A 23,499-nucleotide genomic window follows, 5' to 3' on the forward strand; every position below is an offset into this window, starting at 1 on the left:
CGCCCCTCCCCGGTCCGCCCTTCCCCACGGTTACCCGCTGCGATGCACTGCTACGGGCCGCCTTCGCGGACCGGCAGCTCCGGATCGTTGCCCCACTCCGACCAGGAGCCGGCGTAGGCGCGCACCCGCTGGTAGCCCAGCGCGCGCAGCACCACGTAGGTCAGGGATGAGCGGTGGTGGGTCTGGCAGTGCACCACCAGCTCCTGCTGCGGGTCGTCGATGCCGCGCTCGTGCAGCAGCTGCTGCACCTGCGGCGCCGGGCGCAGTAGCGGCGGATCCTCGGGATCCATCAGCGCCTGCCAGTCCAGGTGCACCGCCCCCGGGATGTGACCACCCCGGCGGGCGCGGACGTCGGTACCGGTGTATTCCCCCCGGGACCGGGCGTCGATGAGCGTCACCGATGGGTCGTCCAGGTGCGCCAGCACCCAGTCGCGGTCGACCAGGCACTCGGGATGGCGGATCTGCGCCGGGTAGCTGCACGGCTGCGGTGCCACCGCGCCGCCTTCCACCGGCCCCTCCTCGGCGAGCCACCCCTGAAGACCACCGTTGAGCAACCCATGGCGGGGATGACCGAGTAGATCCAGCGTCCATAGCAGGCGGCTCGCCCGCCCCCCGCCGTCGGAGTCATAGGCAATGACCGTGACCGAGTCGTCGATCCCCACCGCGCCCAGGCGTTTGCCCAGGACCGCGGCGTCGGGGACCAGCCCCATCGCCGGCGGCTCGGCGCGCGTCAGGTGGCCGTAGGGCAGGTGCACCGCCCCCGGGATGTGCGTCTGCCGGTAGCGGCCGTCGTCGTCCCCGACATCCACCACGAGCACCGGTTCGCGCTCGCGCAGGGTCTGCAGATCGCCCGGATCGAGCAGCAGCATCCTCCCCTCCCGCCGGCGTCAGGCCGGCATGCGCAGGAACTCGCGCCGGTAGTGGCGCAGCTCGTTGATGGAGTCGCGTATATCGTCCAGGGCCAGGTGGTTGCCGGACTTGCGCACCCCGTCGGCCACCTCCGGCGCCCAGCGCCGGGCCAGTTCCTTGAGGGTGCTGACATCGATGTGGCGGTAGTGGAAGTAGGCCTCCAGATCCGGCATCCAGCGCGCCAGGAAACGGCGGTCCTGGCAGATGCTGTTACCGCACATCGGCGAGGTGCGCGGCGGCACGTGCTGCTTGAGGAATGCCAGCACCTGCGCCTCGGCCTCCGCCTCGGTCACCGTGCTGGCCCGCACCCGCTCGGTCAGCCCCGAGCGGCCGTGCTGTCGGGTGTTCCACTCGTCCATGCCATCGAGCAGGGATCGATCCTGGTGGATGGCCAGCACCGGCCCCTCGGCCAGCGTGTCGAGGTTGCTGTCGGTGACCACCACCGCGATCTCGATGATCCGGTCGCGACTCGGATCCAGACCGGTCATCTCAAGATCGATCCAGATCAGATTCCATTCAGAGAAACCCATACGTGTGCTCTCGCCTGCGCGTGAGTGGTTCAGTCTAGCATCGGCGCCGAGCCCGGGCGTCACCAGGTCTCCGGCTCGGCCGGGGGCTCCAGGTCGGGCATCTCCACCTCGGGGCCCGCCTCCTCCCCGTCGTCGTCCGGCGCCTCCTCGGCCTCGCCGTCGGCCTCCGCCGCCTCATCCTCATCGACCTCCGGGACCGTCTCGTCGACGTCGTCGAGCCCCTGCTCGATCCGCCGCTCCTCCGGGGTCAGCAGCTCCCGCGGCCGGCGCGGCAAGGCATCCAGGGCGTGCTCATCGGGGTCCATGCGCCGCTCGCGCTCGGCGATGCTCGCCACCGCCGCGCGGCTGAGCAGGACGACGGAGATGCGGCGGTTGATGTCGGCCCGGGGGTCGTCCGGGTCGGCGGGGATGGTATCGGCGTAGCCGACCACCTGGCCGATGCGCCCCGCGGGCAGCCCCCCGTCGACCAGCGTCTGCCGAGCGGAATGGGCCCGGTCGGTGGACAGCGACCAGTTGTCGTAGTCGTCCCGGGCAAACGGCCGGGCGTCGGTGTGACCGGAGAGCGAGACCGGATTGGGCACCTCCTCGAGCACACCGGCCAGGGCACGGAGGATCTCCTCGGTGTGGTCCTTGGGGTCGGCGCTGCCGAGTTCGAACATCGGCCGACCGTCGTGGTCGACCAGCTGGATGCGCAGACCGTCGTCGGTGATATCGAGCATGATCTGATCGGCGTACTCGGCCAGGTCCGGGTCGTCCATCACCGCATCCTGGAAGCGCTCGGCCAGATCCTGCATCTCCTCGGCCCGAATGAACCCGCCCTCGCCCAGGGGCATGCCCTCCAGGTCGATGGGCGCGCGGCGCTCGCCCTCGAAGTCGATCACGTCGCGGGCCGCCGGCGGATGGGCCGCCTGCGGATCCCGGAAGTACTGGCCGATGCCCTTGCGCTGATCATCGTCCAGGGCGAGCAGCAGCCAAAGGACCAGGAAGATGGCGAACATCGCCGTCATGAAGTCGGCGAAGGCAATCTTCCACGAGCCGCCGTGGTGCTCCTCGCCGTGCTTCGCCACCTTCTTGATGACGACCGGGCGGGTCTTGTTCTCCTCGACCATGCCCCGGGGCTGCCCTTAAGCGTCCTGACTGCGGGCGGCCTGCATCTTCACGTGCTCCTCGAGCTCGAAGAAGGTCGGTCGCTCCGCCTCGAACATCGCCTTGCGGCCGAACTCCACCGCCACCACCGGCTTGTAGCCGTTGAGCACGGCCAAAAGGGTCAGCTTGATGGTCTCCAGGAACTTGGTCTGCTCCTGCGCCCGGTGCTCCATGGCCTGGCCCAGCGGGCCGACGAAGGCGTAACCGGCGAAGATGCCGGTGAAGGTGCCGACCAGCGCCGAGGCCACCAACCCGCCGATGGTCATCACGTCCTCGTCCAAAGAACCGAGGGCGATGACCACGCCGAGCAGCGCGGCGATGATGCCGAACCCGGGCATGGCGTCGGCCACCTTGTTCACCGCGGCCGCCGGGTGCGACGCCTCCTTGTGGTGGGACTCGATCTCCACGTCCATGAGGTTCTCCATCTCGAAGGGGTTCATGTTGCCCCCCACCATGAGACGGAGGTAGTCGCAGAGGAACTCCAGGGCCACGTGGTCGTTGAGGATGCGCGGGTAGGACTTGAACAACTCGCTCTCGTGGGGGTTGTCCACATCGTCCTCGATGGAGAGCAGCCCGTCGCGCTGGGCGCGCTGGAAGATCTCGTAGAGCAGCGCGAGCAGATCCATGTAGTGCTCGCGCCCGTAGGGCGCTCCGCCGGGGATCTTGGGGATGGTGCTCAACACCCGCTTGATGACCTTCAGCGGATTGGCGATCAGGAAGCCGCCGATGGCCGCGCCGAAGATGATCAGGAATTCGTACGGCTGCCAGAGGATGGCCAGCGGGCCGCCGTGGGCGGCGTAGCCGACGATCACCGAGAAGAATGCGATGGCAGCGCCAATGATAACCAGCATGTGTGCCTGCCTGCCCCCCTGTGGCTGCTGGCTGGAGGATCCGTGGCCGCCAGTCTAACCGATCAACCCTGTCGGGGCAGCGCCCTTTCCATTCCCGGAGCCGTTCGGGGGCCCTACAATGACGCCATGAACAAGGATCCCGAATCCCCGCAGCGGCGTCTGGAGGACTGGGTTGCGGCCATCGGCGAGCCGCGGCTGCCGCGCCTGCCCCGGCACACGCTGGACTATGAGCTGCCGCCGCGCGATCTGGCCGCGCAGATCTACGTGGACCCGGCCCTGGTCCTCGGGCTGATCCGCGACGTCAATACCCACGCCTCGCGCCACCTGGACTCCGGCGTGCACAGCATGGAAGAGGCCGTGCTCCTGCGCGGGGTGCGCAACGTCCGTGCTGTGGCCGACGGGCTGCCCCGCGCCGAATCGGCCCTGACCCGGGTCAACTACCGCGGTTACCTGTTCACCTGCGAGCGGGCCATCCACGCCGCCTGCCAGGCCCGGCGCTGGGCGTGGCAGCTCGCCGATCTGCTGCCCAACGAGGTCTACACCGCCGCGATGCTGCGCCACAGCGCCGAGTTGGTCATGTGGAGCCACGACGAGGGCCGGGTGATGCGCACCATCCACGAGATGGCCCCGGAGCCCGCCTACGCCTCCGAGGCGGAGTACGTGGCCCTCGGCTTCTCCCTGGGGGAACTCAACCTGGCCCTGGCCCAGCAGTGGCAGTTGCCCGCCCTGGTGGCCGAATCCAGCGAGGCGCTGGCCGCCGACACGCGCTCGCCGCGCAGCTGGGCGGTGGGCCTGGCCACCCGGCTGGCCGCCCTGGCCCGCCAGGGCTGGCACCACCCGGAGATGCCGCCGCTGCTCGACGCCCTCGCCGAGCTACTCGAACTCGACGACGAGGCCACCCGGGCGGAGATCTCCGCCGGCGCCGCCGAGGCCGCCGAGCTGCTGCCCTGGAAACCGGTGACCTTCGCCCCGCTGCTGGGCGAGACGGACGAGGACGAGCCGGAACAACCGGCTCGCGCGCCGATCAGCGAGACCTCCGACAACCCCTACCTCTCCGACGGCACCGCCAAGGGCGGCGTCTGCCTGGCGCCGCGTCGCGAGGTCTTCCAACGGGTGCGCCATGAACTGGAGAACCGCGACTACGCGCGCTCCGAGGCGCAGATGCGCCGCCGCCAGGGCCGCGTCTCGCCCCGCGACTGCATCCTCAACCTGGTCCTCACCGGGCTCTACGACGGCCTGGGGCTGAGCCGCGTGCTCTACGCCCAGATGCTCCCGGACGGCGAGACCCTGGCCGGACAGTACGTCCTCGGCGCCGCCGGCGACCCGAACTTCCACCGCTTTCGGGTGGACCTCGCCCGCCCCTCGCTCCTACAGGAGCTGATGGCGAAGCCGTCGGCGGTGTGGCTGACGCCGCAGCGCTACGAGCGGATCCGGCACCGCGTGCCGCAGCCCCTGCACGCCCTCGCCGACGGCCGTTCGGCCTTCCTCGCCGCGGTGTTCGCCAACGGCCGCCCGCAGGGGATGGTCTACGCCGACCGCCACCGCATCGACAACGCCCTCGACGAGCCGAGCTTCCAGGCGTTCCGGCGGCTCTGCGCCCTCGGCGGCCAGCGCCTCGGCGAGCTGTAGCCCACGACCCGCGGCGGCGGCCACGGCGCTCAGCCCGGCGGCCAGGTCATCTGCCGGCCACCGAGCAGGTGCAGGTGCAGGTGGTGGATCTCCTGCCCGCCCTCGTCCTTGCAGTTGAAGACGGTGCGGTAGCCGCGCTCGCTGAGGCCCTCCTGCTCGGCCAGGGTGCGGGCGGCGGTGAACATCTCGTTGAGCAGTTCGCCGTCGTCGGCGGTCAGATCGTGCAGCGTCGGCACGTGGCGCCGCGGGATGATCAGGATGTGGGTCGGCGCCTGGGGATGGAGATCCCGAAAGGCGATCACCTGCTCGCCGCTGTGGACGATATCCGCGGGGAGTTCCCCGGCGACGATCTTGCAGAAGATACAGTCGGTCATCGGTGCCTCCTTTTCCGGCCGATGCTCAGCCCTCGTAATCCCGCCGCCCCATGAAAGCGTGAGAGAGGGTCCCCTGGTCCACCTGCTCCAGCGCGCCGCCCATGGGCACCCCGTGGGCGATGCGCGTGGTGCGCACCCCGCGCTCGGCGGCCAGGCTCTGGACGTAGTGGGCGGTGGCCTCGCCCTCGATGGTGGGATTGGTGGCGAGGATGATCTCTTCGACCTCGCCGGCATCCAGCCGCTGCTGCAGCCGATCCAGCCCGAGCTCTTCCGGGCCGATGCCGTCGAGCGGCGACAGCGCCCCACCGAGGACGAAGTAGAGCCCCTGGAAATCCGTGGCCTGCTCGAGGGCAAAGACGTCGGCGCTGCTCTCGACCACGCACAGCAGCGTACGACGGCGCTGCGGGCTGGCACAGAGCCCGCAGCGCTCTTCCTCGGTCAGCAGCCCGCAATCGGGGCAGTGGCCAACGCCCTCCACCGCCCCCTGCAGCGCAGCGGTAAGCTGCCGGGCACCGTCACGGTCGCGCTGGAGCAGATGCAGCGCCATGCGCTGCGCCGTCTTGGCGCCCACTCCGGGCAGACGGCGCAGCCCCTCGACCAGCTCGCGCAGCCGCGGCGAGTAGACGCTCATCGGCTGCCGATCAGAACGGCAGCTTCATCCCCGGGGGCAGGCCCATGCCCTCGGCCATGCCGGACATGCGCTCCTGGCTCTCGCGCTGGACCTTCTGCACGGCGTCGTTGACCGCCGCCGCCACCAGGTCCTCGACCATCTCCCGGTCGTCCTCGAACAGCGAGGGGTCGATCTCGACCTTGCGCACCTCGTTGCGCCCGGTCATGGTCACCTTAACCATGCCCGCCCCGGCCTCGCCGCTGACCTCCATGGCAGCGATCTCCTCCTGGGCCTTCTGCATGTCCTCCTGCAACTGCTGGGCCTGCTTCATGATATTGCCGAGTCCGCCCTTCATCGCCTTCTACCTCGATGCTCGTCTTTACGGATGATTGCTCTCGCCATCGGCCGGCCGCACGCCGTGGAGCTGGCCGTCGAAGGCCTCGCACAGCCCCTGCAGCCCGGGGTCCGCGGCCAGGGCCCGCTCCGCGTCGGCCTGGCGCTCGCGGGTCTGCTGCCGTTCGGCCATCGCCGGCGTCCACCGGGTCGGGCCGATGTCGATGCGCAGGGTGATCGCCTCCCCGAAGACCCGCCCCAGCGCCGTCTGCAGCCGCTCGCGCCGCTCGGCATTGTTCAGGTATTCGTGGCTTTCGTCCAGCCGCAGGATAACACGCTCCCCCTCGCGGCCGACCCACTCGCACTGTCCGGCAAGCATGCGCAGCGGCCCGTCGAGCTCGCCGACGATCCGCGTCCAGCGCGCCGCGCCCTCCTCGTCGTCGCTGGCCGGCTGCGGACCCGCCTCCGCGCCTTCAGCCGGGGGCGGCGCCGACGCCGGAGCCCCATCCCGGGGCGCGGCCGCACCCAACCCCGCTCCCGAGGGCGGCGCGTTCGCCACAGACGGGCCGGCCCCACCGCCGGCCGCCGCCCCACCACTGCCCGCTGGTGCGCTGATCCGCGGCGCCGTCTCGGCGGGTCGGAAGGCGTGCATGCGCAGCAGGGCCATCTCGAAGCCGGTGGCCGGGTCCGGTGCGTAGGGCAGATCGCGGCGGGCATTGACGCCGATCTGGTAGTAGAGCTGCAGATCCTCGGCATCGATGCGCTCGGCCAGCGCCAGCAGCCGATCGCGTTCGGGCTCGTCCTCGCCGATGGCCGAGGGCACCTGCTGCGCCAGGGCCAGGCTGTGCACCGTGGCCACCAGCTCGGCCAGGGCCTCGTCGAAGTCCGCCGCCGCCTCGGCCATCTGCCGGGCAGCACCGATCAGTGCCGCGCCATCGTCATCGGCCAGGGCAGTGAGCACCGCCAGCACGTGGTCGCGCTCGATGGCGCCGAGCATCGCCGCGACCTCGTCGTCCCGGGCCGCCCCCTCGCCAAAGGCCAGCGCCTGGTCGAGCAGGCTCAGGGCGTCGCGCAGGCTGCCGTCGGCGGCGCGGGCCAGGCGAGCGGCGGCGCCGGACTCCACCGTCACGCCCTCTTCTTCAGCCAGCCCCAGCAGCCGATCGCGGATCAGGGTGCTGGAGAGACGGCGCAGGTGGAACTGCAGGCAGCGCGAAAGGACGGTGACCGGCAGCTTCTGCGGATCCGTGGTGGCCAGCAGGAACTTCACGTGGTCCGGGGGCTCCTCCAGCGTCTTCAACAGCGCGTTGAAGCTGTGGCTGGAGAGCATGTGGACCTCGTCGATGAGGTAGATCTTGAACCGCCCGCGGGTGGGCGCGTACTGGACGTTGTCCAGCAGCTCGCGGGTATCTTCGACCTTGGTCCGCGAGGCGGCGTCGACTTCGATCAGGTCGACGAAGCGCCCGGCGTCCAGCTCGCGGCAGCTGTCACAGGTGCCGCAGGGCTCGGCGGTGATGCCCTGCTCGCAGTTCAGGCACTTGGCGAGGATGCGCGCCACGGTGGTCTTGCCGACCCCGCGGGTGCCGCTGAACAGGTAGGCGTGGTGGAGACGGCCATCGGCCAGGGCGTTGGCCAACGCGCGCAGGACGTGCTCCTGGCCGGCCACCTCTTCGAAGCGGCGTGGCCGCCACTTGCGCGCAAGGGCTTGGTAGGTCATGCCGACGGCGGCTCCGGTTGGGTGGAGGCAGCCACACCAGCCACACCCCGGCGCCCGAGGATCGCTGCTGCCGCTGCTCCCTTCCGGGCCTGACGGGGTTCACAGCGACTCGTCGCGGGGGGACCGGTGCAGCCACCATCGCCTGGCGGAGAGGGAGGGATTCGAACCCTCGGTACCTTTCGGTACACGCGCTTTCCAGGCGCGCTCCTTCGACCGCTCGGACACCTCTCCTGAGTCGCCAATCGCCGTTACGATTGGAACGCGAAAGCATAAGGCATACGGCGGGTGGACGCAAACGCCGCGCCGCGGCCGCCCCCCGCTCCCGGACCCGAAAGAGGGCTTTTTAACATGCTGATCTTGCAACGGGTGCATTGGGCATGTTCTAGTTGAAAAGCATGACCAAGCAAAAAGGCAGCGCACACGCGCTCGCTTCACACCAGCCGTCGCCCGGCCCGGGCCTTGTTCAAGCTACTGATCCCCCAGTGGCCGCGGCACGCGCACCCCTAGCATTGATTGCACCACGCTCCATTCAAACCGACGGATCAGCATGACTGAAAAACTCGTCGTAGAAGACCTCTACAAGATTTTCGGCCCGAAACCCGAGCGGGCCATGGAGCTGCTCAAACAGGGCTACAACAAGGACGACATCTTCCAGCGCACCGGCAACACCGTCGGCGTGCGCGAAGCGAGCTTCACCATCCACGAGGGTGAAGTCTTCGTCATCATGGGGCTGTCGGGCTCCGGCAAGTCGACCATGGTGCGGATGTTCAACCGCCTGATCGACCCGACCTACGGCCACATCTATGTCGATGGCCACGACATCATGGCGATGAGCCAGCAGGAGCTCATCAACATGCGCCGACGCGACATGTCCATGGTGTTCCAGTCCTTCGCCCTGCTCCCGCACAAGACCGTCGCCGAGAATGCCGCCTTCGGCCTGGACGTCTCCGGGCACGGCACCGCGGAGCGACGCGAGAAGGCCCTGCAGGCCCTCGAGGCCGTCGGCCTGGCGGCCAACGCCGACAGCTACCCCGACGAACTCTCCGGCGGCATGAAGCAGCGCGTCGGCCTTGCCCGCGCCCTGGCCACCGACCCCTCCATCCTGCTCATGGACGAGGCCTTCTCGGCCCTCGACCCGCTGATCCGAACCGAGATGCAGGATGAGCTGATCCGTCTGCAGCAGGAGCAGAGCCGCACGGTCATCTTCATCTCCCACGATCTGGACGAGGCCATGCGCATCGGCGACCGCATCGCCATCATGGAGGGCGGTCAGGTGGTCCAGATCGGCACGCCGGAGGAGATCGTCTCCAACCCGGCCAACGAGTACGTGCGCTCCTTCTTCTACGGCGTGGACGTCAGCCAGGTCTACAACGCCGGCGACATCGCCGAGCGCCGCCGGGTCACCGTGATCCAGCGCCCCGGCGTGGACGTGCGCGCCGCGCTCGAGCGGCTCAAGCACTACGCCAGCGACATCGGCGTGGTCATCGACCGCAACCGCCGCTTCCAGGGGCTGGTCTCCGTCGACAGCCTTACCGACGCCATCCGCAGCGGCGGCAGCACCGAATACGGCGACGCCTTTCTCAGTGGCGTGCAGACCATCGCGGCCGACACGGCGATCTCCGACGTGCTCGGGCCGTCGGCCGAGAGCGAGTACCCGCTGGTGGTGGTGGATGACGACGGGCACTACGTCGGCACCCTCTCGCGCAGCCAGCTGCTGCTCACCCTGGATCGCACCCAACAGGCGTAAGGGACAGACATGCAAGATCAACCGGATATCGAGGAACACGAAACCATCGGCCCGATCGATCAGGCCGCCGAGTGGTTCAGCGACAACGTGCTGGACCGGATCACCATCGGCGACTGGATCGAAAACGGTGTCGACTGGATCAGCGACAACCTCGAGCCCCTGCTCGACGGCATCGAGGGGGCCATCCGCGCCCTGGTCGACGCCACCGAGTTCCTCCTCCTCTACCCGCTGTGGGTCGCCGCCTTCTTCCTGGTGGTCGGCGCCTGGCGGACGTGGGGCCGCAAGGCCGGCCTGATCGCCCTCGGCGTGGCCGTGGCGCTGTTCGGCATGGGGCTGTTCTCCGAGGCCATCCAGGCGCTGCTCTGGTACCCGCCACCCTGGGTGCTGGCGCTGTTGGTGATCCTGGTCAGCTTCTGGCGCGTGGGCTGGCGCTTCGGCATCTTTGCCGTCATCGCCCTGGCGCTGATCTTCAGCATGGAGCTCTGGCCCGAGACCATCCGCACCCTGTCGCTGGTGGTGGCCTCCTCCATTGCCGCGCTGATCATCGGCCTGCCCATCGGTGTGGCCATGTCGCGCAGCGACCGGGTGGAGATGGTGGTCCGCCCCATCCTGGACCTGATGCAGACCATGCCGCCCTTCGTCTACCTGATCCCGGCGGCGATCTTCTTCGGTCTGGGCACGGTGCCGGGGGCCATCGCCACGCTGATCTTCGCCATGCCGCCGGCGGTGCGCCTGACCAACCTCGGCATCCGCCAGGTCAGCCAGGAGCACGTGGAAGCCGGCCAGGCCTTCGGCTGCACACCGCGACAGCTGCTGGTCAAGATCCAGCTGCCGCTGGCCATGCCGTCGATCATGCAGGGCATCAACCAGACGATCATGCTGGCCTTGTCCATGGTGGTCATCGCCTCCATGATCGGCGCCGGTGGCTTGGGTGGCACGGTGCTCACCGGCATCCAGCGCCTGCAGGTAGGGCTCGGCTTCGAGGGCGGCCTCGCCGTGGTCTTCCTGGCCATCCTGCTGGATCGCATCTCGCAGAGCTTCGGCGAGCGCCGGCACGGCCAGGGGCGCGATTACGGGGCGCTGCTGCGCTGGTTCTTCGGCAACCGCCAGCAGGGCCCGGCCGCCCAGGGCTGAACACGAACCCGGCCCCGTGGCCGGCCCTCCGGGGCCGGCGCGGGGCGGACTGAGGGAAAGCAGCAGAGGAGTGGTACCATGCGACGCAAGCTGACCACCGCGGCGGCCACCGCCGCCATCACCGCCGGCATGGCCTCCGCGGCCAACGCCGACGAGATCCGCATCGGCTGGACGGCCTGGGCCGACGCCGAGTTCATCACGCGGATGGCCGAGGATGTCATCACCAGCGAGTTCAACACCGACGTTGAGCTGGTGCAGACCGACATCGCGCCGCAGTACACCGGCCTCGCCCAGGGCGACATCGACCTGATGCTCATGTCCTGGCAGCCGATCACCCACGAGGACTACATCGAGGAGTTCGGCGACGACATCGTCGACCTGGGCGTTCTCTACGACGACGCCGCCCTGGGCTGGATCGTCCCGCAGTACCTCTACGACGAGGGCCTGACCTCCATCGAGGACCTCAAGGATCCGGAGTGGCAGGATCGCCTCGACGGGCAGATCCAGGGCATCGACCCGGGCGCCGGTCTCACCCGCCTCTCCCATGACGTGATCGAGGACTACGACCTGGACTACAACCTGGTCGAGGCCTCCGACTCCGCCATGACCGCCTCGCTGGCCCGTTCGGCCCGCCGTGACGAGGCCATCGTGGTCACCGGCTGGAGCCCGCACTGGAAGTTCGGCGCCTGGAACCTCGCCTACCTGGAGGATCCGGAGGGCAGCCTCGGCGGCGCGGAGCACATCAACGCCATGTCGCGTGAGGGCTTCCCCGAGGACCACCCCGAGGTGGCGGAGTTCGCCAGCTGCATCAACATCGACATCGATCTGCTCAACGAGTACATGTTCCTCGGCCGCGAGGAAGGCACCGAGGCGGCCGTCGAGCAGTTCCTCGACGAGGAGGCCGATCTGGTCGACGAATGGATCCGTTGCGCCCGCGACTGATCCGCTCGGCCTGACGCGGGGCCCGGCCCTTGCCGGGCCCCCGCCGTTTCGGCGAAAGTATTCGGGCACCACGATTCAATAGAGAGCCAAAAAGAGGGAGCACCCATGAACAACAAGACCAAGAGCCTGGTCCTCTCCGGTGCGGCCGTGGCCCTGGCCACGCCGATGTCCTCGGCCCTGGCGCTGGACGACGTCCTCGGTTTCGGGGCGTGGATCAACTACCAGTACGACGTTGACGATGACGCCAGCGAGGATCGCTACGGCGATCTCGACTTCGAGTCGTTCAACATCTACGCCAATCATCAGCACGGTGACTGGTTCTTCGACGGTGAGGTCCGCCTCGGCTGGGGCAGCTTCCAGGGGACCGGCATTAGTGAAGACGAGTCTGATGCTGCAGCGAACCGCAGCGTGATCGGCATCAAGGAGCTGGCCATCGGCCGCCATTACGGCGAGGAGTGGACGATGACCGTCGGCAAGACCGAGGTCCCGTTCACCTACAGCCGCTTCAACTTCTGGCCCGGCGAGCGCCTGGCCTCCGGCTTCGGTGACCAGTACAACCCGGGCATCCGCTTCGACTTCGACCCGGTGAACAACCCGATGGACATGAGCTTCATGTACATCAAGAGCCAGAACTGGGGCACCGACACCACCTCGCTGGACGACGGCACCCTGGGCCATTGGGGCAGCAACGACACCTATCACAAGATCAACACCCTGGTTGCTGATCTTGGCTTCACCCAAGGCGATTTCCGCTACGGCGCCTCCCTCCAGGCCGGTCAGCTGGCGAACCAGGAGCATGATGATTTCACTGCGGGTGAGGAAACCGAGACGCACTGGGCGGCTGGCCTCTACACCGAGGGCACCGTCGGCGCTTGGGATCTGGCCGGCCAGCTGGTCCACTATGACCAGGGCGATACCGATGAGTTCGATGATGATCTAGATATCACAACGCAAGGCTCCGGCCAGGTCGGGATGCTCAGCGCCGGGTTCAACGCGGGTGACTGGTACCACTACGGCGACCTCACCGGCCGCGCCCCGGACAGCGACCGTGAGCGTGATGACACCACTTACGACTTGGTCCTGGGCAGCCGCTACAACTACGGCCCCGGTTTCATCTACGCCGAGCTCCAGCTGGAGAACATCACCGATCAAGAGGAAGGCGTTAGCGGTCACGAGTACGACGACGATGAGTATGAGTTCACCCAGACGGTGAATCTGACCATGGACTACTACTTCTAAACCCATCCGGGTCTGAGAAGCATGTAGCCACCTGCAAGGGCGCGGCCTCGGTCGCGCCCTTGCTGTTTGTGGGCTACTGCTTTGGCTGCCCAAAGATCCCCCGCGGTCTGAATTGACTCTCCCGCAACCCTTTGGGAAGCTTTTGCCGTAACCCGCACTGCGACAGTCCTGCGTGCGGGTCCTCGTCAGCCACAGGGAGCTTCACCCGTGACCGATCCCGAGAACACCAACCCCAAAGAGGTGAAGAAGGAGATCGAGGAGCTCGAACAGGCGTACGACACCGAGCACGAGATCGGCGAGCAGAACATCACCCCAGAGATCCGGCCCATCGGGCTGGCTCTGGATCTGCACAACCCGGTCTTCATCGTCAGCTCCGCGCTCATCTTCGTCTTCCTCATCGGCACCCTGATCTTCACCGCCCCCGCCCAGGAGGCCCTGGAGGGCGTCCGCGGCTGGGCCACCAGCAACTTCGACTGGTTCTTCCTCACCGCCGGCAACATCTTCGTCCTCTTCTGCCTGCTGCTGATCATCCTGCCGCTGGGCAGCATCCGCATCGGCGGACAGGACGCCAAGCCGGACTTCTCCCGATTGTCCTGGTTCGCCATGCTCTTCGCCGCCGGCATGGGCATCGGCCTGATGTTCTGGGCGGTGGCCGAGCCGGTGGGCTACTACACCGAGTGGTTCGGCTCGCCGTTCAACATCGAGGGCGGTACCGATGACGCGGCGAAGGCGGCCATGGGTGCCACCATGTACCACTGGGGCCTGCACCCGTGGGCCATCTACGGTGTCATGGCGCTGGCCCTGGCGTTCTTCACCTACAACAAGGGGCTGCCGCTGACCGTGCGCTCGGTCTTCTACCCCCTGCTGGGTGAGCGGGTGTGGGGTCCGCTGGGCCACATCATCGACACCGTGGCGGTGCTGGCCACCATCTTCGGCCTGGCCACCTCCCTGGGCTTCGGCGCCCAGCAGGCGGCCAGCGGCCTGAGCTACGTCTTCGAGGCCGTCCCCGATACCCTGGCCACCCAGGTCGCCATCATCATCGGCGTTACGGTGGCGGCGCTGATCTCGGTGCTGCGCGGCATCGACGGCGGCATCAAGCTGCTCAGCAACCTGAACATCAGCCTGGCCGGGCTGCTGATGCTCTTCGTGATCATCGCCGGTGGCGCCATCGCCTTCGTCACCCAGCTCTGGCACACCACCGCCGCCTACGCCGGCGACTTCTTCGCCCTCTCCAACCCGGTCGGCCGCGAGGACGAGACCTTCCTCCAGGGCTGGACGGCGTTCTACTGGGCGTGGTGGATCAGCTGGTCGCCGTTCGTCGGCATGTTTATCGCCCGGGTCTCCCGCGGGCGCACCGTGCGCGAGTTCATGACCGCGGTGCTGATCGTGCCCACGGTGGTGACCGTCTTCTGGATGAGCGCCTTCGGCGGTGTGGGCCTGCAGCAGGCCATCGAGGGCATCGGCGCGCTGGCCGACGGCATCGGCGCCGACGAGTCCATGGCGCTGTTCCACATGCTCGAGCAGCTGCCCTGGACCCTGCTCACCGCCTCGGTGGCGGTCTTCCTGGTGCTGGTCTTCTTCGTGACCTCGTCGGACTCCGGTTCGCTGGTCATCGACAGCATCACCGCCGGCGGCAAGACCGACGCCCCGGACGCGCAGCGCGTCTACTGGGTGGTGCTCGAGGGCCTGATCGCCGGTGTGCTGCTGTTCGTCGGCGGTGACGCCGCCCTCAGCGCCCTGCAGGCAGGGGCCGTTTCGGCCGGACTGCCGTTCACCGTGATCCTGCTGCTCATCTGCCTGAGCCTGCTCATCGGGCTGCGCCACGAGCGCCGCCTGATCAAGCTCAGCCAGCAGGTCTAGAACCGGCGCCTGCGGGCGCCCGCAACCGCCCCCGGTACCCGCCTGCGGGTATCGGGGTTTTTTTGTGGCTCCGACCCCACCCGCCCCGGGTGCTAAAATCTGAGTCTCACCCACGCCCCGGCAACCGCCCCATGGCCCACTGGCGAACGCTCCCCGGACTCTTCGGCCCGCGCTGGCGTCACCCGGACCCGGCCACCCGTCGTCGCGCCGCTATGGACCTCGATCCCAACCAGCCGGAGACCGCCGAGGCCCTGGCCGCCCTGATCGACGACCCGGCCCCGCCGGTGCGCGAGGCCGCCGCCAAGCGCTGCAGCGACCTGGCCACCCTGCGCCGGCTGCGCCGCGACGACCCCGACGCCAGCGTGCGCACGGCCGCCACGGTCCGCTACCGCCAGCGGCTGGTAGGCGACGCCGCCCCGGAAGCGGTAACCGCCGAGCTGCGCCACTGCGACGACCCCACGGTGGCCGCACACATCGCCCAGCAGGGCCGCACCCCGGCGGTGCGCCGCGCCGCCCTCGCCCAGCTGGAGCAGGCGCAGGTGATCGCCGAGGTGGCCCTCCACGACGACGACCCCGACACCCGGCTGCACGCTGTCGAGCAGCTGGACGACCCGAAGAGCCTACGCGCGCTGGCCGAGCGGGCCCGCAGCCTGGCGCCGGAGGTGGCCGAGGCCGCGGAGCGGCGCCTGAACCCGCCGGCACCGCCCACCACCGAGGGGCACACCGCCACCACAGAGACCGACGCGGCCCCCGCCGCCGACCAGGACGATCCGGCACCGGCCACGGGCGCCGCCGCCTCGCTGGCCAACGCCATGACCGGCCTCGCCGAGGGCGGCTGGTGGCCCGGCTACCACACCCGCCGCCGGGCGCTGATGGCCCGCTGGCGGGAACTGGACGAGCCACGGCCGCCGGCACTCAGCGAACGCTTCCGCCAGGCCACCCAGGCCGCCCTGATGCAGCAGCCGCGCAACCACGGCGGCGACGCCACCCGCACCCGCCTGCAGCTGGAGCAGCTGCTCACCGAAATCGAGGGTCAGGAGGATCCGGCCCGCGCCGCCGGGCAGCGCCTGGAGGCGCTCAGCCGCAGTGTCGCCGAGCTCGCCGGCGACCACCCCGACGAGGCCCGCGCCCGCATCCTCCTGCAGCGCCTGGGCCGGCGGATCCCCCAGCTCCGCCCACGCCGCCCGGCGGGCGGCGCGGTGCGCCCGCCCCGTCGGGCCGGCGACCAGTGCGACCTGGCCGCCGTGGCCCGCAGCCTGGCCGAGGCCGAGGAGGCCATCGCCGGCGGGGACCTGCGGCGGGTCCGCCAGGCCCTGGCCGAGGCGCAGCGGCTGGTGGGGCCACCGCCCGGCGGCGAGCCGCCGCCGGGCTGAGCCGGCGGCGGCCCGGCCGGCTCAGCGGATCAGGCGGCGGCGGAAGAGGTACGAGGCCACCGTGAAGGCGGCCGCGATGTAGCCCAGCGGCACCAGCAGGTGGAGCAGCACGCCCGGGGCCAGGCCCTCGCCCACCGCCAGCGGCCGGACTAATTCGACCATGTGCGCCAGCGGCAGCAGGTAGGCCAGCCCGGCGATCAGCGCCGGCAGCTGCTCGATGGGGAAGAAGACCCCGGAGAGGAGCAGCATCGGCGTCAGGACCAGCGTGAAGTAGTAGAGGAAGAAGTCGTAGCTCGGCGACAGCGCGGTGATGATCAGCGCCATGCTGGCGAAGGCCAGGGCGGCGAGGAAAACCACCGGCAGCGCCAACAGCATGCCGGGCAGACTGAGGATGCCCAGGGCCACGGCGACGATGCCGATGGCCCCGGCGCTGAGCAGCGACTTGCTCGCCGCCCACACCGCCTCGCCGAGGACGATGTCGTCCACCGACAGCGGCGCACCGAGCATCGCCGCCCAGGTCTGCTGGGTCTCCATGCGCGTGTAGGCGGAGTACAGCGCCTCGAAGCTGGAGGTGAACATGGCGCTGGAGCAGACGATGCCCGAGGCGATGAAGACGATGTACGGCATCCCGGAGTCGAGATCGCCGATCAGCGCCCCGAGCCCGTAGCCGAAGGCCAGCAGGTAGAGCACCGGCTCGCCGAAGTGGCCCAGCAGCGACGGCCAGATCAGCCGGCGCCAGACGCGGAAATTGCGGCGCCAGACCGGGATGAAGCGCAGGCTCGGGCGCGGCAGCCAGCGGTCGCGCTCGGAGGGCGGATCCGCCTCCGCCGAGGCGATCTCCACGCGTTCGCTCATGGTCACTCCCTCAGCTCGTGGCCGGTCAGATGCAGGAAGACGTCCTCGAGGTTGGTCGGGCGCTGCAGGTAGGTCAGCCCCTGCTCGTGCAGGGCGCCGGCCACCGGTGCCGGGTCGTCGGCGTAGAGCAGCACCGTCTCGCCCACCTCACGCACCCGCGCCGCACCGGAAAGCCCCGCCCGACCGAGCCAGGCCCGCGCCTCGTCGCCGCGCAGCTCCACCACGTAGCGCTCCAGGTGGCTGCGCGCCAGCGCCGCCGGGCTGTCGCAGTCGATGATCCGGCCGTGGTCCATGATCGCCAGCCGGTCACAGAGGCGCTCGGCCTCCTCCATGTAGTGGGTGGTGATCACCAGGGTCCGTCCCTGCTTCTGCAGCGCCCGCAGCTTCTGCCAGATGTTCTGCCGCGCCTGGGGGTCGAGTCCGGTGGAGGGCTCATCGAGGACCACCAGATCCGGGTCGTTGACCAGCGCCCGGGCCAGGGTCAGGCGGCGCTTCATGCCGCCGCTGAGTGAGGCGATGGGCGAATCGGCCTTGCCCTCCAGGGCGGCGAAGGCGAGCAGCTCGTCCACCCGGGGCCGCGCGGCCTCGCGGCCGAGGCCGTGGTAGCTGGCGTAGGTGAAGAGGTTCTCGCGGACGGTGAAGTCCGGATCGAGGTTGTCGATCTGCGGCACCACCCCCATGCGCGCGCGCATCGCCCGGGCCCGAGCCGGCACCGGCTCGCCGAGGACCTCCAGCGTGCCGCCATCCGGAGGCGTGACGCCGAGGATCATGCGCAGCGTGGTGGTCTTGCCGGCGCCGTTAGGTCCGAGCAGCCCGAAGCACTCGCCGCGGGGGACATGCAGATCGATGCCATCGACCACCGTCGTCCCGCCGTAGCGCTTGAGCAGCCCCTCGGCCCGGAGCGCCGGCCCGGAGGCGTCGGATTCGTTCACCATAGAGCCATCCCGCATCGCTGGAAGCCGACGATGGTACACGCTGCGGCGCCGCGCCGCAGCCCGCCGGCCCGGTCACTCCGCCGCCGCGTCCAGGCGCTGCGCCACCCGCGCCAGCGCCTCCGGGGTGTTGATGTTGACCAGTGCCGCCGCCTGATCGTCGAAGTCCGCCGCGGCCACCCGGTGGCGCGCCAGCCAGCCGTGGACGCGGCGCTCGCCGGCGGCCAGGGCGGCGTCGAGATCGGCGCACAGGCGGCGCTTGAGCAGCGCGAAGACTGGCTGCAACCGACCCTCCAGCCGGGCCACCGCCAGCTCGGCGTCGGCGGCCTCCAGGGCATCGGTGAGCCGCGCCGCCAGATCATGGGGCAACAACGGTGCATCGCAGGGGGCCACCAGCACGCGCTCCGTCCGCGCGCAGGCCAGGGCGCTGGCCATACCCGCCAGCGGCCCCAGCCCGCCCGGGGGGCGGTCGCCGTCCACCGGTACCCCCAGGGCCCGGTAGCGCGCCGCGTGGCGGTTGGCGTTGATGCGCATGGCCGCCACCTGCGGGGCCAGTCGGGTCAGCACATGAGCGGCCAGCGGCCGGCCGGCCAGCCGCACCAGCCCCTTGTCGCGGCCGCCCATGCGCCGGCCGCTGCCCCCGGCCAGGACGACGCCGGTGATCCGGGCATCGGCAGCGGGCGGCGCCATCGCCAACAAGGCCGGCTAGCGCTGCAGCCCCTCAAGGGGCTGTACCTGCACGGTCTCCCCCGCCGCCACGTCGCCCCGCTCCGCCTCGAGGACGATCAGGCAATCGGCGTGGACCAGCGAGGTCAGCATCCCCGAACCCTGGGCCCCGGTGGAGCGCACCTGCACGGCACCGTCGGCGCCGGGCTCGAGGATGCCGCGCTGGAATTCGGTGCGCCCGGGGCGCTTGCGCAGGCGCTCGGCGGCGATCACCGGCAGCTGGACCGGCTGCAGGGTGCCGGCCTCGCCCATCAGCCGGCGCAGGGCCGGCTGGACCAGCTGGTAGAACGTGGCCGCCGCCGAGACCGGATTGCCCGGCAGGCCGAAGAAGACCGACTGGCCGACGCGGCCGAAGGCCAGGGGCCGCCCCGGCCGCACGGCCACCCGCCAGAAGGCCACGTCGCCGGCGCAGTCGACGGCATCCTTGACCGTATCCGCCTCGCCCACCGAGACCCCGCCGGTGGTGATCACCGCATCGGCGTAGCAGCCGAGTTCGCTCAGGGCCGCCTTGAGCGCCCCCACGTCGTCGCCGATGACGCCGGCGTCCAGGGCCTCGACACCGAGCCGGCGCAGCGCGGCGCCGATCAGGTGGCGGTTGCTGTCGTGGATCTGCCCCGGCCCCGGGGTCCGGCCCGGGGCGCAAAGCTCATCGCCGGTGGAGAGGAAGGCAACCACCGGACGCCGGTGGACCGCCACCTCGACACAGCCCAGGGAGCCGAGCACCCCCACCTCCTGCGGTCGCAGGCGCCGTCCGGCGCCGAGCGCCACGCTGCCGGCGGCCAGGTCCTCGCCGGCACGGCGGATGTTGGTGCCGGCGGCGACCGGTCCGGGCACGACAACCTCCGCCCCCTCCATGCGCTCGACCTGCTCCTGCATGACCACGGCGTCGGCGCCGGGTGGCACCGGCGCGCCGGTCATGATGCGCACGCACTCACCGGCGGCCAGCGGCTGCTGGCGCGCCTGCCCGGCCAGCACGCAGCCCACCTCGCGCAGGGGCACCGCCCCCTCGCCGGGCACATCGACGCTGCGCACCGCATAGCCGTCCATGGCGGCATTGTCGGCCCCGGGCACATCCAGCGGGGCGTGGATGTTCTCCGCCAGCACGCGCCCCAGGGCATTACCCAGGGCGACCCGCTCCTGCCCGATCAGCGGGGCGACCTCGTCGAGGATGCGCCGCCGCGCCTCGGACAGGGGCAAGCCGCCAGCGTGGTGCCCCCCGGCCGCCGTCCCCTTCGCTTCACTCATCGAATCCGGTCTCCCTCCTGATGCCTGCACGCCTCACGACGGTTCATCCTCCTCGGCGTCCAGCTCTGCCAGTTCCTCGACCACCTCGGAGGCACGATCCGGGTGGCGCACCCGCGCGACGTGGAACAGCGCGTCGCCTTCGTGGACCAGCGGCAGGTTGGTGCGGCCGATGACGATGCCGTCGAAGGCCGCCAGCGCCTGCGTCTCGCCATCGCCGAAAGGGTCGGAGATCAGCCCCAGCTGCTCGCCGCGGCGCACCCGCTGGCCCAACTGCACCGTGGTGCGCAGGATACCGCTGCTCTCGGCCCGCACCCAGCGGGTGTTCTCCACCTGCACCGGACGGCGCGGCGGATACTTGCGCTTGACTCGGGGGAGCATGCCCAGCTCGCGCATCGCCCCGGTGATCCCGCGCACGCCCAGGCGGATGCAGTCCTCGTCGAAGCGCAGCGCCTCGCCGGCCTCGTAGAGGAGCACCGGGATGCCGCGCTCGTCGGCGGCGTGGCGCAGCGAGCCGTCGCGCAGGTCCGAGTTGATGATCACCGGCGCCGAGAAGGCCCGGGCCAGATCGAGGGTACCCGGGTCATCGAGGTTGGCGCGGATCTGCGGCAGGTTGGTGCGGTGCGCGGTACCGGTGTGCAGATCGATGGCGTGGGAGGCCCGCTCGAGGACCTGGCTCATGAACAGATGGGCCAGCCGCGCGGCCAGCGAGCCGCCGGCGCTGCCGGGGAAGGAGCGGTTGAGATCGCGCCGGTCGGGCAGGTAGCGGGTCTGCGCCAGCACGCCGAAGACGTTGACGATGGGCACCGCCAGCAGCGTACCGCGCATCCGGCGCAGCTGCGGCAGGGCCAGCACCCGGCGGATGATCTCGATGCCGTTGATCTCATCACCGTGGATGGCCGCACTCAGGCACAGTGTGGGGCCATCGCGGCGGCCGTGGACCACGTGCACCGGCATGCCCACCGGGGTGTGGGTGTAGAGCTGCGCCACGTCCAGCTGCACCGTGCGCCGCTCCCCCGGAGGCACGGCCTGCTCGCTGATGACGAACGGGGAGCGCCGCCGGGCCATCAGCCCCTCCGGCCCTTGGTCCCGGTCTTGCCCGGCTTGCGGTTGCGCTCGATAAACTCGATGATCATTCCGGCGACATCCTTGCCCGTGGCGGTCTCGATGCCCTCCAGACCCGGCGAGGAGTTGACCTCCATGATCACCGGACCGCTGTTGGCCCGCAGTATATCCACACCGCAGACGTTCAGGCCCAGCACCTTGGCGGCCTTCACCGCCGTGGCCCGCTCCTTGGGCGAGATGCGCACCAGGCTGGCACTGCCGCCGCGGTGGAGGTTGGAGCGGAACTCGCCCTCCTTGCCCTGGCGCTTCATGGCGGCCACCACCTTGCCGCCAACCACCAGGCAGCGGATATCGGCGCCGCCGGCCTCCTCGATGAACTCCTGGACCAGGAAGTGCGCCTTGAGCCCGCGCAGAGCCTGTATGACGCTGGAGGCGGCCTTGCGCGTCTCGGCCAGCACCACACCGATGCCCTGGGTCCCCTCGAGGAGCTTGATCACCACCGGCGAGCCGCCGACGAGCTGCATCAGGTCGTCGGTATCGTCCGGGGAGTGGGCGAACCCGGTCGCCGGCATCCCCACCCCCTCGCGGGAGAGCAGCTGCATGGAGCGCAGCTTGTCCCGCGAGCGGCTGATGCCCTGGGACTCGTTGAGCGGATAGGTGCCGAGCATCTCGAACTGCCGCAGGACCGCCGTGCCGTAGAAGGTGACCGAGGCCCCGATGCGCGGGATCACCGCATCGTAGGGCTCGAGCTTCTGCCCCTTGTAGTGGATCTCCGGGTTGCTGGTGGCGATGTTCATGTAGCAGCGCAGGGGATCGATCACGCGGATCTGATGCCCGCGGCTCTGCGCCGCCTCCACCAGCCGGCGCGTGGAGTAGAGCCGCGAGTTGCGCGAGAGCACGGCGATCTTCATACGGTTTCAGCGTCTCCTCATCGGGTCGCGGTGACACGGGGGCGGAGCGCGGCCCGCCCAGTCAGGTAGGAGGCTTCGGGGTCGACCACGAAACGGCCGGCCATGGCCGTTCGGCCGAGCAGCATGCGAAAGCGCATGGTGTCCCGATCGGTCAGGGTGAGTTCCGCCCGCCAACGGATTCCACCGAGTTCGAGCAGGGTCGCGATTACCCAGCGCGACTCCCGGTGGCCGCCGGAGTCGGCCACCACCCGGCGATCCGCCACCGGGGCCTGGCACCAGAGCTCCGGCTCGGAGGAGCGCTGCCGGGGGTGGATACCGAAGCGCACCCAGGTCCGCCCGTCGCGCTCGAAAGGCTCGATGGCGAAGGTGTGCAGCGCCGAGGTCCGCGCCCCGGTGTCCACCTTGGCCTTGAGCCGGTGGATATCCAGCTCCGGCAGCGCCACCCACTCGCGCCAGCCGATCCGCTGCCGTTCAGTCATGGCCGGACCCCCGGTCGGCCGGCCGCGGCGGGCCGGGGACGATGGCATTGCGCGCGGCGGCGTAGTCGGCGTAGTCGCGCCGGGTATCGCGCAGGTGCGCCTCGAGCAGCGGCACCCCGGAGACCCGCAGCAGCAGCCCGGTCATCAGCAGCGGGGCGAAGACCGTCCACCAGCCGCCGGCGGCGGCGGCCAGCCCCCACAGCCCCCAGGCCACCAGGATCTCGCCGAAGTAGTTGGGGTGGCGGCTGTAGCGCCACAGGCCGCGGTCGCAGACGGCGCGGGCGTTGCGCGGATCGGCCCGGAAGCGGGCCAGCTGGGCGTCGGCCACCGTCTCGTAGAGCCAGCCGACGAGGAAGACCGCCGCGGCGACCAGCCCCAGCGGTGCCGTCCACGCCTCGGCATCGCCCCGGGCGATGGCGTGGAGCAGCGGCGCCGCCGCCAGCCACAGCACCACTGCCTGGAGGCCGAACACCGTCACCAGGCTGCGCCGGGCCCAGCCGGGCCCGCCGGATCGGCGCAGCGCGGCGTAACGGGCGTCCTCGCCCGCTCCCCAGCTACGCCAGGTCAGATAAAGGCTGAGCCGCCCGCCCCACAGCGCCACCAGGGCGACGATCCACCAGCCGTGGGCCGGGAACCCGGCCAGCGCCTGGTAGAGCAGCGCCAGGAGCACGAAACCGGCGCCCCAGAAACGGTCCACCAGACTGGCGTCGCCGGTTCGCAGGCTATACGCCCACACGGCGGTCATCAGCAGCAGCACGGCGCCCAGACCGGTCACGGCACTGACGAGCATCGGCCCCCTCCCCGGGGTCACGGCGAGACACCCGCGTAACGTAACCTCAAAAGCTGGCGCCGCCAATGACGGGGCAGGTACCCTGAGCCGCCAGCGCTGGCGCGCTCT

The 23,499-nt window shown here is 70.2% G+C and carries 23 protein-coding genes, 1 tRNA gene and 1 other RNA gene; 7 read left to right on the top strand and 18 right to left on the bottom strand.

Annotation, left to right across the window (positions count from 1 at the left end):
* Window positions 1-50: 50 nt before the first annotated feature.
* The 4 genes from LRG07_RS06800 to motA are packed head-to-tail and all read right to left on the bottom strand — an operon-like array spanning window position 51 to window position 3,436.
* Window positions 51-869 carry a sulfurtransferase gene (locus LRG07_RS06800; RefSeq protein ID WP_238633089.1) on the bottom strand — a complete coding sequence of 273 codons (819 nt, stop codon included), beginning with the start codon at window positions 867-869 and terminating at the stop codon, window positions 51-53.
* A gap of 18 nt (window positions 870-887) precedes the next feature.
* Window positions 888-1,439: an oligoribonuclease gene (gene orn / locus LRG07_RS06805; RefSeq protein WP_201242885.1), complete on the bottom strand. Its 552-nt coding sequence runs from the start codon at window positions 1,437-1,439 to the stop codon at window positions 888-890.
* A 59-nt stretch (window positions 1,440-1,498) separates the two neighbouring features.
* A complete protein-coding gene (locus tag LRG07_RS06810) occupies window positions 1,499-2,548 on the bottom strand; it encodes a flagellar motor protein MotB (protein ID WP_238636763.1) in 1,050 nt (349 codons plus the stop codon).
* A 15-nt stretch (window positions 2,549-2,563) separates the two neighbouring features.
* On the bottom strand, window positions 2,564-3,436 hold the full coding sequence (motA, locus tag LRG07_RS06815; protein ID WP_201242883.1) for a flagellar motor stator protein MotA: 873 nt from the start codon (window positions 3,434-3,436) through the stop codon (window positions 2,564-2,566).
* Window positions 3,437-3,562: 126 nt separating this feature from the next.
* Between motA and LRG07_RS06820 the strand changes: the two genes are divergently transcribed.
* A complete protein-coding gene (locus tag LRG07_RS06820; protein ID WP_201242882.1) occupies window positions 3,563-5,065 on the top strand; it encodes an HDOD domain-containing protein in 1,503 nt (500 codons plus the stop codon).
* 29 nt (window positions 5,066-5,094) lie between these two features.
* On the opposite strand, the gene LRG07_RS06825 is transcribed toward LRG07_RS06820, so the two are convergent.
* The 6 genes from LRG07_RS06825 to LRG07_RS06850 form a co-directional block, all read right to left on the bottom strand.
* A complete protein-coding gene (locus LRG07_RS06825) occupies window positions 5,095-5,439 on the bottom strand; it encodes a histidine triad nucleotide-binding protein (RefSeq protein ID WP_238633086.1) in 345 nt (114 codons plus the stop codon).
* 25 nt (window positions 5,440-5,464) lie between these two features.
* Window positions 5,465-6,070 carry a recombination mediator RecR gene (gene recR, locus LRG07_RS06830; protein WP_238642032.1) on the bottom strand — a complete coding sequence of 202 codons (606 nt, stop codon included), beginning with the start codon at window positions 6,068-6,070 and terminating at the stop codon, window positions 5,465-5,467.
* 10 nt (window positions 6,071-6,080) lie between these two features.
* Complete coding sequence (locus tag LRG07_RS06835; protein ID WP_201167975.1) at window positions 6,081-6,404, bottom strand: YbaB/EbfC family nucleoid-associated protein; 324 nt, start codon at window positions 6,402-6,404, stop codon at window positions 6,081-6,083.
* Between the two features lie 24 nt (window positions 6,405-6,428).
* Entirely contained in the window at window positions 6,429-8,096 is a 1,668-nt protein-coding gene (gene dnaX / locus LRG07_RS06840) for a DNA polymerase III subunit gamma/tau (RefSeq protein ID WP_238642033.1), read from the bottom strand.
* Between the two features lie 31 nt (window positions 8,097-8,127).
* An RNA gene (gene ffs, locus LRG07_RS06845) (signal recognition particle sRNA small type) lies at window positions 8,128-8,225 on the bottom strand.
* A 14-nt stretch (window positions 8,226-8,239) separates the two neighbouring features.
* A tRNA-Ser gene (locus LRG07_RS06850) sits at window positions 8,240-8,327 on the bottom strand.
* A gap of 316 nt (window positions 8,328-8,643) precedes the next feature.
* Here LRG07_RS06850 and proV point away from each other — a divergent pair.
* The 6 genes from proV (at window position 8,644) to LRG07_RS06880 (ending at window position 16,391) form a co-directional block, all read left to right on the top strand.
* Window positions 8,644-9,843, top strand: a complete 1,200-nt coding sequence (gene proV / locus LRG07_RS06855; RefSeq protein ID WP_201167981.1) for a glycine betaine/L-proline ABC transporter ATP-binding protein ProV — start codon at window positions 8,644-8,646, stop codon at window positions 9,841-9,843.
* Window positions 9,844-9,852: 9 nt separating this feature from the next.
* On the top strand, window positions 9,853-10,977 hold the full coding sequence (locus tag LRG07_RS06860; protein ID WP_238633083.1) for a proline/glycine betaine ABC transporter permease: 1,125 nt from the start codon (window positions 9,853-9,855) through the stop codon (window positions 10,975-10,977).
* 78 nt (window positions 10,978-11,055) lie between these two features.
* Window positions 11,056-11,919 carry a glycine betaine ABC transporter substrate-binding protein gene (locus LRG07_RS06865; RefSeq protein ID WP_238636766.1) on the top strand — a complete coding sequence of 288 codons (864 nt, stop codon included), beginning with the start codon at window positions 11,056-11,058 and terminating at the stop codon, window positions 11,917-11,919.
* Between the two features lie 105 nt (window positions 11,920-12,024).
* Window positions 12,025-13,158 carry a hypothetical protein gene (locus LRG07_RS06870; protein WP_238642034.1) on the top strand — a complete coding sequence of 378 codons (1,134 nt, stop codon included), beginning with the start codon at window positions 12,025-12,027 and terminating at the stop codon, window positions 13,156-13,158.
* Between the two features lie 207 nt (window positions 13,159-13,365).
* Window positions 13,366-15,018 carry a BCCT family transporter gene (locus LRG07_RS06875; RefSeq protein ID WP_238642035.1) on the top strand — a complete coding sequence of 551 codons (1,653 nt, stop codon included), beginning with the start codon at window positions 13,366-13,368 and terminating at the stop codon, window positions 15,016-15,018.
* A gap of 131 nt (window positions 15,019-15,149) precedes the next feature.
* On the top strand, window positions 15,150-16,391 hold the full coding sequence (locus tag LRG07_RS06880) for a hypothetical protein (RefSeq protein ID WP_238642036.1): 1,242 nt from the start codon (window positions 15,150-15,152) through the stop codon (window positions 16,389-16,391).
* A gap of 21 nt (window positions 16,392-16,412) precedes the next feature.
* Here the strand turns inward: LRG07_RS06880 and LRG07_RS06885 are convergent, their stop codons facing one another.
* The 8 genes from LRG07_RS06885 to LRG07_RS06920 all read right to left on the bottom strand — a co-directional run bounded on the left by LRG07_RS06885 (window position 16,413) and on the right by LRG07_RS06920 (window position 23,391).
* The gene (locus LRG07_RS06885) at window positions 16,413-17,246 is read right to left on the bottom strand and encodes an ABC transporter permease (protein WP_238642037.1); all 834 of its coding nucleotides are present in this window, start codon (window positions 17,244-17,246) and stop codon (window positions 16,413-16,415) included.
* A 2-nt stretch (window positions 17,247-17,248) separates the two neighbouring features.
* The gene (locus LRG07_RS06890) at window positions 17,249-18,181 is read right to left on the bottom strand and encodes an ATP-binding cassette domain-containing protein (protein ID WP_201168001.1); all 933 of its coding nucleotides are present in this window, start codon (window positions 18,179-18,181) and stop codon (window positions 17,249-17,251) included.
* Between the two features lie 72 nt (window positions 18,182-18,253).
* Complete coding sequence (gene mobA, locus LRG07_RS06895; protein WP_238642038.1) at window positions 18,254-18,868, bottom strand: molybdenum cofactor guanylyltransferase MobA; 615 nt, start codon at window positions 18,866-18,868, stop codon at window positions 18,254-18,256.
* Between the two features lie 15 nt (window positions 18,869-18,883).
* Window positions 18,884-20,149 carry a gephyrin-like molybdotransferase Glp gene (gene glp, locus LRG07_RS06900; protein ID WP_238642039.1) on the bottom strand — a complete coding sequence of 422 codons (1,266 nt, stop codon included), beginning with the start codon at window positions 20,147-20,149 and terminating at the stop codon, window positions 18,884-18,886.
* Between the two features lie 33 nt (window positions 20,150-20,182).
* Window positions 20,183-21,214, bottom strand: coding sequence for a succinylglutamate desuccinylase/aspartoacylase family protein (locus LRG07_RS06905; RefSeq protein ID WP_238635525.1), 1,032 nt, complete (start codon window positions 21,212-21,214; stop codon window positions 20,183-20,185).
* Window positions 21,214-22,122, bottom strand: a complete 909-nt coding sequence (rimK, locus tag LRG07_RS06910) for a 30S ribosomal protein S6--L-glutamate ligase (RefSeq protein WP_201168010.1) — start codon at window positions 22,120-22,122, stop codon at window positions 21,214-21,216. The genes LRG07_RS06905 and rimK overlap by 1 nt, the downstream gene beginning before the upstream one ends.
* Before the next feature lie 17 nt (window positions 22,123-22,139).
* Complete coding sequence (locus LRG07_RS06915) at window positions 22,140-22,601, bottom strand: ATP-dependent zinc protease (protein ID WP_201168013.1); 462 nt, start codon at window positions 22,599-22,601, stop codon at window positions 22,140-22,142.
* Entirely contained in the window at window positions 22,594-23,391 is a 798-nt protein-coding gene (locus tag LRG07_RS06920; protein ID WP_201168016.1) for a DUF1295 domain-containing protein, read from the bottom strand. The genes LRG07_RS06915 and LRG07_RS06920 overlap by 8 nt, the downstream gene beginning before the upstream one ends.
* Window positions 23,392-23,499 lie beyond the last annotated feature (108 nt).

The sequence above is a fragment of the Halorhodospira sp. 9622 genome (assembly GCF_022228025.1).
Taxonomy (GTDB): Bacteria; Pseudomonadota; Gammaproteobacteria; order Nitrococcales; family Halorhodospiraceae; genus Halorhodospira; species Halorhodospira halophila_A.

What these genes read in the sequence shown, in the direction of transcription:
- proV (WP_201167981.1), top strand. Translation starts at nt 8,644, where the DNA reads ATGACTGAAAAACTCGTCGTAGAAGACCTCTACAAGATTTTCGGCCCG.
- LRG07_RS06885 (WP_238642037.1), bottom strand. Translation starts at nt 17,246, where the DNA reads ATGAGCGAACGCGTGGAGATCGCCTCGGCGGAGGCGGATCCGCCCTCC.
- rimK (WP_201168010.1), bottom strand. Translation starts at nt 22,122, where the DNA reads ATGAAGATCGCCGTGCTCTCGCGCAACTCGCGGCTCTACTCCACGCGC.
- LRG07_RS06860 (WP_238633083.1), top strand. Translation starts at nt 9,853, where the DNA reads ATGCAAGATCAACCGGATATCGAGGAACACGAAACCATCGGCCCGATC.
- LRG07_RS06810 (WP_238636763.1), bottom strand. Translation starts at nt 2,548, where the DNA reads ATGGTCGAGGAGAACAAGACCCGCCCGGTCGTCATCAAGAAGGTGGCG.
- LRG07_RS06880 (WP_238642036.1), top strand. Translation starts at nt 15,150, where the DNA reads ATGGCCCACTGGCGAACGCTCCCCGGACTCTTCGGCCCGCGCTGGCGT.
- LRG07_RS06865 (WP_238636766.1), top strand. Translation starts at nt 11,056, where the DNA reads ATGCGACGCAAGCTGACCACCGCGGCGGCCACCGCCGCCATCACCGCC.
- LRG07_RS06825 (WP_238633086.1), bottom strand. Translation starts at nt 5,439, where the DNA reads ATGACCGACTGTATCTTCTGCAAGATCGTCGCCGGGGAACTCCCCGCG.
- glp (WP_238642039.1), bottom strand. Translation starts at nt 20,149, where the DNA reads ATGAGTGAAGCGAAGGGGACGGCGGCCGGGGGGCACCACGCTGGCGGC.
- dnaX (WP_238642033.1), bottom strand. Translation starts at nt 8,096, where the DNA reads ATGACCTACCAAGCCCTTGCGCGCAAGTGGCGGCCACGCCGCTTCGAA.
- mobA (WP_238642038.1), bottom strand. Translation starts at nt 18,868, where the DNA reads ATGGCGCCGCCCGCTGCCGATGCCCGGATCACCGGCGTCGTCCTGGCC.
- LRG07_RS06915 (WP_201168013.1), bottom strand. Translation starts at nt 22,601, where the DNA reads ATGACTGAACGGCAGCGGATCGGCTGGCGCGAGTGGGTGGCGCTGCCG.
- recR (WP_238642032.1), bottom strand. Translation starts at nt 6,070, where the DNA reads ATGAGCGTCTACTCGCCGCGGCTGCGCGAGCTGGTCGAGGGGCTGCGC.
- LRG07_RS06835 (WP_201167975.1), bottom strand. Translation starts at nt 6,404, where the DNA reads ATGAAGGGCGGACTCGGCAATATCATGAAGCAGGCCCAGCAGTTGCAG.
- motA (WP_201242883.1), bottom strand. Translation starts at nt 3,436, where the DNA reads ATGCTGGTTATCATTGGCGCTGCCATCGCATTCTTCTCGGTGATCGTC.
- orn (WP_201242885.1), bottom strand. Translation starts at nt 1,439, where the DNA reads ATGGGTTTCTCTGAATGGAATCTGATCTGGATCGATCTTGAGATGACC.
- LRG07_RS06905 (WP_238635525.1), bottom strand. Translation starts at nt 21,214, where the DNA reads ATGGCCCGGCGGCGCTCCCCGTTCGTCATCAGCGAGCAGGCCGTGCCT.
- LRG07_RS06890 (WP_201168001.1), bottom strand. Translation starts at nt 18,181, where the DNA reads ATGGTGAACGAATCCGACGCCTCCGGGCCGGCGCTCCGGGCCGAGGGG.
- LRG07_RS06920 (WP_201168016.1), bottom strand. Translation starts at nt 23,391, where the DNA reads ATGCTCGTCAGTGCCGTGACCGGTCTGGGCGCCGTGCTGCTGCTGATG.
- LRG07_RS06820 (WP_201242882.1), top strand. Translation starts at nt 3,563, where the DNA reads ATGAACAAGGATCCCGAATCCCCGCAGCGGCGTCTGGAGGACTGGGTT.
- LRG07_RS06800 (WP_238633089.1), bottom strand. Translation starts at nt 869, where the DNA reads ATGCTGCTGCTCGATCCGGGCGATCTGCAGACCCTGCGCGAGCGCGAA.
- LRG07_RS06870 (WP_238642034.1), top strand. Translation starts at nt 12,025, where the DNA reads ATGAACAACAAGACCAAGAGCCTGGTCCTCTCCGGTGCGGCCGTGGCC.